The sequence below is a fragment of the Moritella sp. genome (genome assembly GCF_013215705.1).
Lineage (GTDB): Bacteria > Pseudomonadota > Gammaproteobacteria > Enterobacterales > Moritellaceae > Moritella.
This window is the reverse complement of sequence record NZ_JABSQR010000010.1, coordinates 115,092-128,936: the sequence shown is the minus strand read 5'-3', so window position 1 is coordinate 128,936 and position 13,845 is coordinate 115,092. Positions and strand designations below refer to the sequence as shown.

The following is a 13,845-nucleotide window of genomic DNA, read 5'->3' as shown; positions in this document are numbered from 1 at the left end:
TTCGAGTAATACTAATGTAAATTTCGTAATACTCAAGAGTGGAATAGCATGATTTTCAAAGATTTTTTAAATACGCGATTAAAGGTTAATTTATATGAGCGATGAGACAGTTCGATTTACAGTTTCTTTACCTAGGAAACTATTTGATAACATGGACAAGGAGGTGTGTGACAAGTCGTATCAATCGCGTTCTGAGTATATTCGCGACTTATTTCGGGAAAGACAGGTTGATCATCACTGGGATAACGCTCAAGATGAAGTCATCGGTGTTCTTACTCTGATCTTCGATCATCATCAGCGTGGTTTGACTGAAAAGCTGGTTGAAATCCAACACGATCACTCCGTATTCATTCTTTGCTCCACCCACGTGCATATTAGTCATAACGATTGTTTAGAAACTATTATCATTAGGGGGAACGCGAAAGAGGTGAACCAACTAGCCAACAGCATCGGTGCCCTGAAGGGCGTTAAGTTATCGCGCCTGACCAAGGCTGCCCAAGTGTAGGGCTATTTGTCTGTAATGCGCATTAACACGTGGTATTAACGCGGTAAGCTTGCTCAGGATGTCGTCTTTCTTGCATTAATAGACTGAGATGACGAGCTATTTCGTTTGGTATGTTCTCTTTTTCGTTTGAGTCTTGTGAATGATTACCTCCGCATTCGCACGGTTTCTATTCATATATTATTGTAACTTCAACAGAGATAGGCCTCGCGGGTACTGTTGAATCGATGACAACTGCAGGTGCAGGATTTTCGTAACTTCCTATATCCCATTTGCCATATTAAAAACGCGCCACTTAATGAAAAATAAGGCGCGTTTGTATTTGCTTTGAATTTTGAGTATTACGACTGACTGATCGTTACTTATTCCAGCGTTTAAAGAGCAACGAAGTATTGATCCCGCCAAAGGCAAAGTTATTGCTCATCACAACATCAGTGTGGATCTCACGGCCTTCACCGCGAATATAATCCAGATCGCCACATTCTGGTGCGATATTATCTAAGTTGAGTGTCGGTGCGAACCAGTTATCTTGCATCATGTTGATTGATGCCCATGCTTCAATTGCGCCACAAGCACCCAGGGTATGACCGAGATAACTCTTTAATGAACTGATTGGTTTTTTACCTAACGCTGCAGCAGTGGCGTTGGTTTCGGCAATATCACCGCGATCTGTTGCGGTACCGTGGGCACACACATAACCGATGTCAGCGATATCAATGTTGGCATCTTCCACCGCTTGTTCAATGGCAATTTGCATGGTAGCAGCCGTTGGCTGTGTGACATGTTTACCATCTGAATTACAACCAAAACCAATGATCTCAGCATAAATCTTGGCGCCACGCGCAAGAGCATGCTCCAATTCTTCTAAGATTAAGGTGCATGCACCTTCACCAATCACTAGCCCGTCACGATCCCTATCAAATGGGCGTGGTGTGAGCGCTGGTGTGTCATTTTTAACACTGGTGGCATACAAGGTATCAAATACCGCTGCTTCGGTAATACAGAGTTCTTCAGCGCCACCGGCAACCATCAAGTCTTGACGACCAAATTTAATCGCTTCATACGCATAACCAATGCCTTGAGAACCCGAGGTACAGGCCGAACTGGTGGTAATAACACGCCCCGTCAAACCGAAGAATACGCCGACATTTACTGGCGCTGTGTGGGACATGGTTTGAATATAACTGGTCGCTGTTACGCCAGACATATTACCTGTGTCCATCATCCGGCTAAAATTAATCAGTGGCTCAGTCGAACCCACAGATGAACCATACGAGATCCCCGTACGACCATCGGTTAATGCGGGGTGATCTAATAACTGCGCTTGTTCTAATGCCAACTCCGTTGCCCGTGTCGACATTAATGCAACTCGGCCCATAGAACGCACTTGTTTACGCTTATAGTGTGCCGGTTTTTCGAAATGTAGCACTGGCGCCGCTAAGCGGGTATTAAGTCCATCAAGATAATCCCATTCTGGCATCACTTTAACGACATTTTTACCTTGTTCTAATCCAGCTTTAAACGTAGGCCAATCATCACCAAGTGCAGTGATCGCAGACATACCAGTAACAACAACTCTTCTCATTAGATCAGTCCACCGTTTACAGAGATAACTTGACGGGTAATGTAAGCCGCGCAATCAGACATTAAGAATGACACGGTACCCGCCACTTCTTCTGGTTTGCCCATTCGTCTTAATGGGATCATCTTTTTGATTTCATCGAGCGGTAAATCATTGGTCATGTCCGATTCAATCAAACCTGGTGCCACACTGTTTACGGTGATCTTACGTTTTGCTAGCTCCAGTGATAACGCTTTTGATGCCGCGATAATACCGCCTTTGGCAGCGCTGTAGTTCACTTGACCACGATTACCCATGATCCCAGAAACAGAGGCCATAGTAACGATACGACCGCCTTGTTTAGCGCGTACCATTGGCATTACCGTTGGGTGGATTACATTATAAAAACCGTCTAAACCAGTACGGATCACGTCATCCCAGTCTTCGCCTTCCATGGATGGGAACGCCATATCACGGGTAATACCGGCATTGCAGACTACGCCATAATACGCGCCATGTTCAGCGATATCCGCTTCGATACTGGCTTTTGCCGCGGCTCGGTCGCACACGTCAAATTGTAATAAGCTGCTGCGTTGACCGAGTTCAGCAATTTGAGCACAAGTATCCTGCGCAGCTGCAACGCCAGAACGACAATGCACGGAAATATCAAAACCGTCTTTGGCTAATTGCAGTGCGATCGCTTTGCCCAGTCCACGACTTGAGCCTGTTACTAGAATACGTTTACTCATGATTATCCTTTAAAAATTGTGCTGGATCCTGCGGTTGGAATACATTGATTTTAGCTTTTGCTAGCACCGCATCGTCTTCATCTTTTATAACGCAATCAAAAACACACAGTCCTGATTCGTCTTGAATTAGTTTTTTAGCTTCGATTAGCAAGGTCTGCGCGATTTTAAATACCCCCACTTCGGCGTTATATTTACGCGAACCTAACAGAAAGCCAATTTTAACCTCGCCCGCCTCATCCAGTGCATGAGCACCACCATAAGCCGCAATAGCCTGCGCCATATATTCGCAGCCAACATAACTTGGTACGCCCTGTTTAGCGCTATCAAAGAAAGGGTTCGAGGGCGTAATAGTCACTCGGCAACTGACGTTTTCGTCGTCATAACTCACCAATTCATCGAGCAAGATCATCGGGGCGCTATGCGGTAATACGTCCGCTATCGGATATTTATCTACTGGAGATTGGTTCACGACTGTTTTCCTATCACTAAACTGATATTATTACCGCCAAAAGCAAATGAATTACTCATGCAGGTTTGTAACTTATGCTTAGCCCTACGATCGGCATTGGCCTTTGTATCCACTAGGTTTATCGTCGCAAGGCTGTTATCTACCTCACCATCACTGACATTGGTCGGCACTTTATGCGTTGGGTTATATTCATCATGCAGTAATAACCAGCAGATACCCGCTTCTAATGCACCTGCGGCACCTAATGTGTGCCCAGTCATGCCTTTTGTTGAACCACACAATACCTCACTGCCACAAGCGTTAAACATGGCTTTAGCTTCCATGTCATCATTCTTTGGCGTGCCTGTACCATGCAGGTTGACATAATCTATTTGTGAGCCTTGCAACTGCGCTTCGGCCAATGCCGCTTGCATCGCCCGTAGTGCGCCCTCACCTTCTGGATGCGGTGCCGATAAATGGTGGGCATCAGAGGTTTCAGCCGCCCCTAATAATTGAATCCCGCCCTGCTCTTTGGTGACGACAAATAACGCCGCCGCTTCACCAATATTAATACCATCACGGTCTGCCGCAAACGGGTTAGTCTGTGTGGCCGCTGTGGATGCTAATGCCTTGAAACCATTAACGGTAAGTTTTGCTAAGCTATCAACACCACCCGCAATCACCACATCCGCTAAATCAGCGTCCAGTAATGCTTGCGCACTCACCAACGCTTTACCACTGGATGAACAGGCTGTCGAAATACTATAAACAGGTCCTTTGGCTTGACATAAATCCGCAATAAACTGCGCCGTGGTGCCCATTTCCTGCATTTTGTAATGGTAGTTATCTGGGTATTCGCCTGTCGCGAGTTTTTGCTTTAGAGCGTGTTCGCCGTATTCAATGCCTGAAGTACTGGTCCCTATCACTACCGCGATACGTTGCTGACCAAATTCAGCAATTAACGGCGCTAGCGTATCGGCAATTTGTAAATAAGCTAACTGACTAAGCTTATCATTACGGGTAAAAAACTTACCGTTAGCATCCGCCTCTAAGCCAGAGACTGTTTTATCAAAAGTTGCATCAGGTACACGCCCAACATATTGAGGCTCTGCGTTTGGCAACTCGCTATCAAGCACCAATCCGCCTCGGTAACCTTTTAGTAGTGCAGCAGCGACAGAGGCTTTCGAATCACCTAAAGCACACACCACACCAAAATCTTTTAGACAGATACTCACAGTGACACCTTACTTAATTCTGTTATTGTTATTTGATAATCACGCAGTAAATGCTGAAGGATATAGCGATTATCGAATTTTTCGACGGTCAAAACAACCTGACCATTTAGGGTTAACGTGCGGGTCCAGTCCGTTGCAGTTTGACCTGTATTATTGCTAAATTTTTCTTTGAACGAACCATTGGTCGCTGACTGTAATTGCGCCAACGGCCAGTTCACCCATTGCAGATCTGCGATCACATAACTGATATCCAATCCCGGTACGGGCACATATTGATGAATCACAGCCTCGTCAGTCACGCTCCACAATACATCAAACAACGGAATACCCGAGGGGGTCATCGCGACTAACTTGATCTCAGTCTCAGTAAACTCAACTTGAGCTAATAAACTTTGGGTTTTACCGTCAAACTGCGCTTCAATTAATTGCGTTTTCGTCTGCATCTGTAATGCTGCTGGCGGCGCAGTCAGCTGCAAGGTGACACCTGGTGCCATAGTAACTAAATGGCTTTTTGGCATGCTAATACAGCCCGTTAATAATAAGGCCGTTAATAACACAGCGCTTAATCGCGGTATATTTAATCCCAGTGTACGTAATCCCAATACATTTAATCTCGGCAAACAGGTCCACTTCATTTTGCTACCTCAATACTGTTATTACTCACATCGTCACCTCTATTTTCGGTCTCAACGTGTGTGATACTCAGAGCCGTGACTTGTTTCGCGCTTAGTGGCGCTAATAGAAAGACTAACAAAATGCCAAACATAACAGTTAAGCCGAAACTTTCTACCGCAGGTGTCACACTTAACGCAAGTACACCAAATACCAGCGCAGATGAAATAGCCGATAAAGTTATCGCTAAAACGGTATTACGCTGCAACCCGTGTTCTTGATAAAAAATCACATAATCAATGGCTAAGGCGAGAATAAGTAATACCGCTAACAAATTGAAAATATTAAGATGACCCAAGGTTAATTGCGTTAATAACAAGGCACCGCTAGCACTGACTACAATACTTAATAGCCCTAACAAACCTTGCGCTAAACCAAAGCGTAAACACAATACCATCGTCACCACTAATATTGCCCCTACAAACAGTAACGATAACGCTTGGCGGTAATGGCTTAATGCCGCAGACACTTCCGCCGGTTTATTATCAATGCTCATGTCTGGTTGCGCTGCAATCCATTGCTGTAATTCACTATTTAATGCAACACCGGAAGTTTCAACCCACAAGGCGTACTTCTCATTGTCATCACTAATTTGGTATTGATAAATATACACTGCAGATAAAGCCTGCAATGGACCCGAATTAAACGCAGCTAACGTTAACGGTTTAAAATCATCTACCGTATCGGTTAATCCTAAGATCGCTAATCCCTGCTGGAAAACCTGTTGTTGCTCAGCGCCTTTAAGCAGATCGTTATTTGCTTGTTGCTTGGCTACCGACGGTAATAAACTGGCAATACTTTTTACCGTTAAGTCTGGTTGCTGCTGCTGTTCTGATTGTAAACGCGTTAGCAGCATTTCTTGACGTTGTAATAAGGTTTCACTGTCATCCGCACTGATCACAATACGCTGACTGTGTTGATAACCCATCAACTTCGCCATCTGGATCTCGTTATCAATCAAAAATGCGGGGCTGGAATTAAGTAACCGAATATCATCATTAAAATTAATGTCATCGATGACGATCGCGCTGACTAACCCTAAACTCAATATCACAAACACAATACGGCGTTGCTGATGCAACCTTGTTAACCAGATATTTAGCTTATCTGTTAATATCCAAACACTTGGGGTTACGCTGATGTTGCCACTTAGATTGAAATAAGGCAGTAATAGCAGCACAGTTAACAGTGCGCCGAACAAGCCAAAGATCATGAATACAGCAACTTGACTCAATAAGGATAACGGCGACATGATAAGTGCCGCATAACCCAGCGCCGTGGTGATAAACCCTAAACACAAGGCGGTACGAATCGATTTAATACCGCCAGCCGTATTTAAGCTAACAAAGGCATGAAAACAGTAATCAATCACGATACCAATTAAGGTCACAGCAAAGACTAAAGTGAGTAAATGCAATTGATTGAATAAAGTAACGACTGCCGTTAATCCATAAACCACCGAGATGGTTAATACCAGCAGCGCCAAATTAACCGGTTTTGCACTGCGAAATACCATCAAAATCATCAATAACACGGCGAGTAATGAGATAACGCCAAAGGTCGACATTTCATATTCGGCTTGCTGACTGGATTCTGCGGTGTGGAATAACACCCCACTGTACAGCACATCCACATCAAACTTGCTTTCTAATCGTTGGAACTCTGCTTGCAACTGCTGCGAAAAGACTTGAGTTTGTTTCACCGAGAAGCCATCAACATCAACCTTAATTGGCATGATGTAATGCTTTAATCCATTTTTATTGACGACAATAATGCCCTGTTCAGTTTCAAACGATTGTAACTGGGTTAAACCTGTCGCTAAGAAATCAGCCAAATTAAGTCGTGGGGCAATAGCTAAACTACCGCTAACGAACGGGTCGCTGACTTGGGTTAACTTGCCTAACACAAAGTTATTAATGGCTTGCGGTGCATTTAATATAGCTTGAGGAGTGCTTAACAAAGCTTGATAGTCATCAGTCATGACACTATCACGATAAGGTTGGTAAAACTCAATCACCTCGCTAATGTCAGGGACTGCCATTGCTTCATTTTCAATACCATCAAATGACGTAATTTCGGTCGCTAACTGGCGATATGCCGGGATCGCCTGTTCACCAGATATAGCCACCAGCACCCGTTGATTAGCTTGTTGGAATAATGCAGCCTTGGCTTGCTGTATATTGTGTTTCTGGCTTGCTTGCGCTTGGCTATCGGTCGGTAATAACGACAGAATGTTAGTCTCTATCTGCCATTGTCCCCAACCAAGTTGATAACCCGCTAATAGCAATACCGCAACCAATTGCAGTAAGTAACATTTAAGCCCAACTTTTTTGTTCGCGCTATTGTTACTGTTACTGTTACTGTTATTGATACGATCACTGTTACTATTATTGTTAGCACAGTGACGAATATTACTGTTGTTACTAAAATTAGAGTTGCTCACGAATAGCCTTTGGCAGTTCATCAACCGCAGTCAAACTAAGTTCAATCTCGGTACGGTTACCCGAGGTTTCAAATAATACTAAATGCTCGACAGCATCCTTCCCGCATAACTCAATCACCCGCATCACTTTGGCTATCGTCGCGTCTTTTGGCGTTAACTCAATACAGGTTTGGTTTGCAGATGCAGTGTTTGTTAATGGTACTTTTGTTAATGAAGTGACCGCTAAGCTAAATTGACTTTCGAGCGCAGCAAGATCCCCAGACAAGGCACTCATGAGTACGGTGGCAATGGGCGTGGCATTATTGATCTGCTTTTGCTGCTGACGATGATCAATAGAAAACAACCCATCGTCTTTGAGTATCATGGTCGACGCAATCGGTTTACTGGTATGCCAGACAAAACCCAAGGCTTGATCTAAATACAGTTCACCCGTTGACGTTATCGGGTTTTTCAGTATCGTGAAATACTTGTTTTGCACAAACGTGCCACTGGCTATTGTCAACGGTTTAAACTGCGATAATAGTGACAGTGGTGTCGCTGAATCTGAGCTTAAGGCCTCAATTTCATCTGCATTTAAGTCAGCTGCAAATACGTTGCCAGCCAATGACATTAATAGCAGCAGTCGTAACCAACTACCCATTTAGTTCACCGTTTAACTTATCAGTAAAAACAGCAGGTGTCACAAATTGCAATTCTTGTGTTTCTAAATCAACCGCTAACTGGATAGTCGATGCTTTAGTTAACTTCTTACCCGTTTCTAAGCAGGTGATTACATACTCCATTTTCAAGCGCGATTCAGCTTCAACTAAGTGTGCATCCACTTTTATCTTCTGTGCATAACGTGCCGAAGCAATATACTTCACGCGCATATCAACAATTGGCCACACGTAACCTGATTTACTCATATCTTCATAATCGTAATTCATTTTACGTAATAGCGCGCTGCGAGCGACTTCAAAGTAACGCGCATAGTTACCGTGCCAAACAACATTCATCGGATCACAATCATGAAACGGTACGTCAATTATAACGGATTCTGATAACAGACTATTTTTGCTCATTTATTTATTACCTTGCTGGTATCTTGCTTCTGATAAGCGATTATTGATAAAGCGCCCAACGCTGGGTTTGAATCGCATCAATTGTAAAGCGTAATAGACTTTCCATTGGTCGGTCTTCTACTAGCGGTTCAAAGAAGCTGCAAATGTCGTTATACATTGCTTGCACAGCGGCAGGTAAACTGGCTAAATCTAACTCTTTACGTTCAATACGAATGCGTAGACCTTGTACTGTCGCCAATAATGTCGTCGCTAATACTTGCTCTGTCAATTGTAAAACACGCATTGCATCGCGCGAGGCAATCGTACCCATGCTTACTTTATCTTGGTTATGACATTCAGTAGAGCGTGAGAACACACTGGCCGGCATGGTTTGTTTCAATGCTTCCGCGGTGTACGCTGATGCGCCAATCTGCATGGCTTTAAAACCGTGGTTAATATAACGACGTTCTTCACTGCTCATGGATAAGTTTGATGGCAAGCCATTACTATATTTAGTATCAACCAAAGACGCTAACTGACGGTCAGCAAGATCGGCTAGGTTAGCAACCGCAGTTTTCATGCTATCCATCGCCATCGCGATATGACCACCGTAAAAATGACCACCGTGTAATACGTGCTCACCTTGACCATCAATGATCGGGTTATCATTCGCCGAGTTCAGCTCGTTCTCAATCATTTGACGGAACCAAGGCAGTGAATCTTGTAATACCCCGATAACGTGCGGCGCACAACGAATAGAGTAACGATCTTGTAAACGGTCAGCATTACGCGGATGCTCAGCGTGGTTTAAATCATTACGGATCCAGGTCGCCACTTGTTGCTGACCTGGATGTGGTTTTACCGAGAATAAGATCTCGTCGAAATGATGGCTATTACCTTGAATAGACAGACTCGCCATGGCAGTAATACGCGCCGCCAGTTTAGTCAGATAGTTAGCACGATCAAACGCTAAACAAGCAACAGCCGTCATTACTGCCGTGCCGTTCATGATCGCCAACCCTTCTTTAGGGCGCAATACTAACGGTGTTAAACCCACCTCGCGCATGACTTCACCACTGTTACGGATCTGGTCTTTGTAATACACATCACGCTCGCCAATTAATGCGCCAGCAACATAAGATAACGGGGTTAAATCGCCACTTGCGCCAACCGAGCCTTCTTGTGGGATCGCTGGAATAATGTCGTGTTCTAAGTATGCAGCCAATAAATGTAGCATTTCCCAGCTGACGCCAGAATAACCTTGGGCTAACGAAGTAAGACGCGTCGCTAACACAGCACGGCCTTCGGCAACACTGAATAACTGCCCTAAACCACAACCATGAAAACGGGTAAGGTGTAATGGCAATTCATGTACCAGGTGAAGGGGTACTTTTACGGTGACAGAATCGCCATAACCTGTGGTTACGCCATAAATAACCCCATCTTCTTTTAATAAGCTGTCTAAGAAGGCTAACGCTGAATCGATCTTATTGGTTAATTCAGGTGCATTACTGATACTGACATGCTTTTCTTGTTTCGAAATTGCAACGATATCTTCAATCGTTAAACGTGATTCGCCAAACTTAATTGTTGCTTTAGTGGTAGCCACTGACTTCTCCAAACTATTTCTTACGTTCTACTTTATGGTCTTCTTGCCAAAAATCAAAAAAGTTAAACCATTGATACGGGTATTGCAGACAAAAGTGTTCTAACCTTTGCGCATATTGATTAATTAACTCGCCGATATCGGCTTGTCTGGTTTTACGTGCAAACTTCAACTTATCTGATACATGCTCGAAAATAAGGCGATATTTGTTACCGTCTTTCAAACAAAACAGATAATACACAGGACATTCCAGCAACGAAGCGAGAATAAATGGCCCTTGTGAAAACGGCGCTTGCTGACCTAAAAAATCGGCATAAACCACGCGTCCAGGAGACGTTGTACTAGTGCGGTCACCGACAATAACGACCTTCTCACCCGCTTCTACGCGTTGTTTTAATAAAATGGCTAAATCAACACCCACATCTGACACTTGAATGAAGTTAACATTCACATTGGGGTTAATCTTTTGCATTATCTTATTAAATTCAATCGCATGATGCGTAAAGACCAATACATTAATACGGGTTTTATACTTACCCACACTGAGCGTGCGACATACTTCCAAATTACCCAAGTGCGAGCCAATAAATACTGCGCCCTTATTATCTTCGAGTAATTTTTTAAATTTTTCGTCATAACTGTACTGCACTTGATCGATAGTGATCTTGCCTGTCCAAGCATCGATCTTATCAAATGCGCCTTGGGCAAAAGTATAGAAATGTTTAATACCTTCTCGATGACCCGGCTGTTTCGAACTGCCTTTACGCTTGGCAACTTTGCCAAGGTAATTTAACGAGGCTTTTTTACTTTCCCCACCGGTGAAATACAAATACACAATCACAGGATAAAGAATAATAGATAAACCGGTACGGCCTAGAATTCGGTAGCAAAACAGTAATGTTTTCATACCAAGGTAGGTACCGCGTTCTTGCATTTTTGACCAGTGTACTGTGGTAGTCATATCGTACTATTTCCCCAGTTTACGCAATAATAACTGCGGTAAACGTGTTAACATGCCAAACACTAAACGGGTGTGCATCCAGGAAATAGCCACGTTGTCTTCCCATAAACGGAAATGCGATACGCCATTTTCAGGGTAGTTAACCTTGGTTGGTAAGAACGTCGTTTCTACACCATCCCAATATAAACGCACCATGATCTCGGTATCAAACGCCATGTAGTGGCCAAGAGAGCCATGTTTCGCTAACAAGCCTAATGTCTCAGCCAGTGGGTACACCCGAAAACCACACATGGTATCTTTGATATCAAATGATAGCGTTTCAATCCATACCCAAACATGAGTTAAATAACGGGCATAATAGCGATGTTTCGGTACCGATTCATTATAAATTGGTCTGCCACTGATAAGCTGATTTGGCTGCGCCTGTGATAATTCAACCAATTTACTGATATCAGTAATATCATGCTGACCATCAGCATCCACTTGGACCACGTGGGTAAAACCCATTTTATCAGCCTGTTTAAAACCTGTTTGCACTGCAGCACCTTTGCCCTGATTATAGGGATGACTGACTAGCGTCACATAACTGTACCTATCAGCCAACGCCTGCATAAATCCGCTACTATCAGCATCACTGCCATCGTTCACCATGATCACTGGTAAATTGAATGCCGCTAAAGACCTTAATAACTGATCAATCACGACGGTGTGGTTATAATTAGGAATGACAATGCAATAACTCACACTTCACCTGCTTTATTGTCTTCTGAAATAGTTAGCGTTATGTCTTCTAAAACATGATGAACGGCTGTTTCAGCAAAAATAAGTCGACCAGAAGAATGAGATTTAATATCACCGTTTAGCGGTGTCGATTGATAACTGAATAACACTTTCTCGGTTGATTTTTTAGTGAGCGTGAGCACAATTTCTTGACCCGGTAAGATCATTTCCTGAAACTTCAGCACTTGAATATCCATCACATCCGTTGCGCTAATGTCTAAGTATTGTTGTGCGAACTTTGCCGCCCAATGCAATTGCACCACACCGGCTAAAATTGGTGCTTGATCGAAATGACCTTTAAAGTAATCTAGGTCTGTCGGGATATGCAAGGTTAATACAGCGCGGTCATCACTTAGCACTTTATTCAGGATCCTGGCATCCACTTTTACTAATTCAGTCAAACAATTTCTCCAATTCTTTAATCACTAATTTACCTTGAGAATTAAATGGCATTTGTGCTGGGTAGCGCCATTTCTTAGGTACACAGATACGTTCAAACTCACCGAGTAAATGCTGTTTAAAGCTATCATTCAATGATTTTTTACTTTGTTCGTTCAGTAATGCCTGCCCTTCTTCGGTCAATTCAATCACTGTTGCTAACACTTGCTTTTTGACGCCATCGAGTACGAGTACCCGCACCTCATTAACCAGCACATGTTGCCGTAAACAGCGTTCCATATGATCGAGGTTAAGGCGTTTTTCTTCGTGTTTAATCGTGCGATCGGCGCGGCCTAACATTGCAAAGTGCTGCTCATCAATACGCTGAACGCGATCTTCTGTCACGTAATTAGCGTCATTAATATAGGGCGATGTTAATACCAACTGTGCAGTTTCAGCCATCACACGATAGCTAATATCAGGGAAAACCTGCCACGCACTCGGGGTAGACTCTTGACACTGTCGCCAGGCGATACCACCGGTTTCGGTACTGCCAAATACTTCAATGGGTGCTTGCGATAATTGCTTACATAACGTTTTCGCGATTTCAAACGGTAACGGGCCGCCCGAACTAAACACAGCTTGTAATTGCGCTTTGTTCGGCATCAAGACATTGTCTAAACTCAGGCGTTTTAGGTGTGCAGGGCTTGAGATCAACAATGCCGTTCGGGTGCCATCAGCTAACTTTTCAGTTAACTCTTTATCTAACCCTTCGGTTAACTCTTTACTTAAATATTGACTAATATGTTCTGGGTATTCAAAGGTATCGTTAACAATGGCCAAGCCAGATTTTAACGGCAACAACAGTTTAAATAACAGCCCATAGATATGCTGATGAGAAACCGTGCTTAACAACAACTGTGAGTTTTCTAACCGCGCAGTAAAAGTTTTAATCAATACATCAACTTCGCAGTTAAGCTGACTAAACTGTTTCACAATCGGTTTATGCTGTCCGGTCGAACCCGAAGTGAAAAAGGTAATTTGACAGTCTAATGGTGTAAACAGCTCCGCTCTATTTTGTAATGGCTGGATCTGAGCAGCAAGCACATCATGTCTGGCACTACTACTCTCGTTGATTAAAGGCGTATCAATTAATGGCGTGTTGATCGCATCGAGACCGTCGACATTTATATCACCGAGCGTAGCCTGACATTGCGGCGCGATATACATGAGCGTTTGCTGCTGTGCATTAGGTGGCATAACAATGTGCCGACCTTCTAGTGCGAGGGCAAAAAAACCAACACTAAACTGATAGCTTGATTGATGAAATAACAACACACTGTCGGCATGCGTTTGGCGGATCACCTGCCGAGTATGGCTAATATCCGCATTAAATTGCTCAAAACTGTAGGCTTGCTTGTTAAGGTAAAAGCAAATATCACGCTGACATAGCGACAGTTCCGTCATTGC

At 43.6% G+C, this 13,845-nt stretch carries 14 protein-coding genes; 1 reads left to right on the top strand and 13 read right to left on the bottom strand.

Going from position 1 to position 13,845, the window contains the following annotated elements; genetic code table 11:
• Positions 1-94 precede the first annotated feature (94 nt).
• Positions 95-505, top strand: a complete 411-nt coding sequence (nikR, locus tag HRT96_RS08455; RefSeq protein WP_293154896.1) for a nickel-responsive transcriptional regulator NikR — start codon at positions 95-97, stop codon at positions 503-505.
• A gap of 355 nt (positions 506-860) precedes the next feature.
• Here the strand turns inward: nikR and HRT96_RS08450 are convergent, their stop codons facing one another.
• From HRT96_RS08450 to HRT96_RS08390, 13 genes are read right to left on the bottom strand one after another with little or no spacing between them, the layout of a single operon-like run.
• Positions 861-2,087, bottom strand: a complete 1,227-nt coding sequence (locus HRT96_RS08450) for a beta-ketoacyl-ACP synthase (protein ID WP_293154893.1) — start codon at positions 2,085-2,087, stop codon at positions 861-863.
• The gene (fabG, locus tag HRT96_RS08445) at positions 2,087-2,812 is read right to left on the bottom strand and encodes a 3-oxoacyl-ACP reductase FabG (RefSeq protein WP_293154890.1); all 726 of its coding nucleotides are present in this window, start codon (positions 2,810-2,812) and stop codon (positions 2,087-2,089) included. Before fabG ends, HRT96_RS08450 begins: the two co-directional genes overlap by 1 nt.
• The gene (locus HRT96_RS08440) at positions 2,805-3,221 is read right to left on the bottom strand and encodes a hotdog family protein (protein ID WP_366051671.1); all 417 of its coding nucleotides are present in this window, start codon (positions 3,219-3,221) and stop codon (positions 2,805-2,807) included. Before HRT96_RS08440 ends, fabG begins: the two co-directional genes overlap by 8 nt.
• A gap of 56 nt (positions 3,222-3,277) precedes the next feature.
• Entirely contained in the window at positions 3,278-4,495 is a 1,218-nt protein-coding gene (locus tag HRT96_RS08435) for a beta-ketoacyl-ACP synthase (protein ID WP_293154885.1), read from the bottom strand.
• A complete protein-coding gene (locus HRT96_RS08430; RefSeq protein ID WP_293154883.1) occupies positions 4,492-5,130 on the bottom strand; it encodes a DUF3261 domain-containing protein in 639 nt (212 codons plus the stop codon). Before HRT96_RS08430 ends, HRT96_RS08435 begins: the two co-directional genes overlap by 4 nt.
• The gene (locus tag HRT96_RS08425; protein ID WP_293154880.1) at positions 5,127-7,610 is read right to left on the bottom strand and encodes a hypothetical protein; all 2,484 of its coding nucleotides are present in this window, start codon (positions 7,608-7,610) and stop codon (positions 5,127-5,129) included. Before HRT96_RS08425 ends, HRT96_RS08430 begins: the two co-directional genes overlap by 4 nt.
• Positions 7,597-8,250, bottom strand: coding sequence for an outer membrane lipoprotein carrier protein LolA (locus HRT96_RS08420; RefSeq protein ID WP_293154877.1), 654 nt, complete (start codon positions 8,248-8,250; stop codon positions 7,597-7,599). Before HRT96_RS08420 ends, HRT96_RS08425 begins: the two co-directional genes overlap by 14 nt.
• Complete coding sequence (locus HRT96_RS08415; protein WP_293154874.1) at positions 8,243-8,671, bottom strand: thioesterase family protein; 429 nt, start codon at positions 8,669-8,671, stop codon at positions 8,243-8,245. The genes HRT96_RS08420 and HRT96_RS08415 overlap by 8 nt, the downstream gene beginning before the upstream one ends.
• 40 nt (positions 8,672-8,711) lie before the next feature.
• Complete coding sequence (locus HRT96_RS08410; protein ID WP_293154871.1) at positions 8,712-10,259, bottom strand: histidine ammonia-lyase; 1,548 nt, start codon at positions 10,257-10,259, stop codon at positions 8,712-8,714.
• A gap of 13 nt (positions 10,260-10,272) precedes the next feature.
• Entirely contained in the window at positions 10,273-11,217 is a 945-nt protein-coding gene (locus HRT96_RS08405) for an acyltransferase (protein WP_293154868.1), read from the bottom strand.
• Between the two features lie 6 nt (positions 11,218-11,223).
• Positions 11,224-11,961, bottom strand: coding sequence for a glycosyltransferase family 2 protein (locus HRT96_RS08400; protein ID WP_293154865.1), 738 nt, complete (start codon positions 11,959-11,961; stop codon positions 11,224-11,226).
• Positions 11,958-12,398 (bottom strand): hypothetical protein, encoded by a 441-nt coding sequence (locus HRT96_RS08395; RefSeq protein WP_293154862.1) that lies wholly within the window; start codon positions 12,396-12,398, stop codon positions 11,958-11,960. The genes HRT96_RS08400 and HRT96_RS08395 overlap by 4 nt, the downstream gene beginning before the upstream one ends.
• The gene (locus HRT96_RS08390) at positions 12,391-13,842 is read right to left on the bottom strand and encodes an AMP-binding protein (RefSeq protein ID WP_293154859.1); all 1,452 of its coding nucleotides are present in this window, start codon (positions 13,840-13,842) and stop codon (positions 12,391-12,393) included. Before HRT96_RS08390 ends, HRT96_RS08395 begins: the two co-directional genes overlap by 8 nt.
• Between the last annotated feature and the right edge of the window lie 3 nt (positions 13,843-13,845).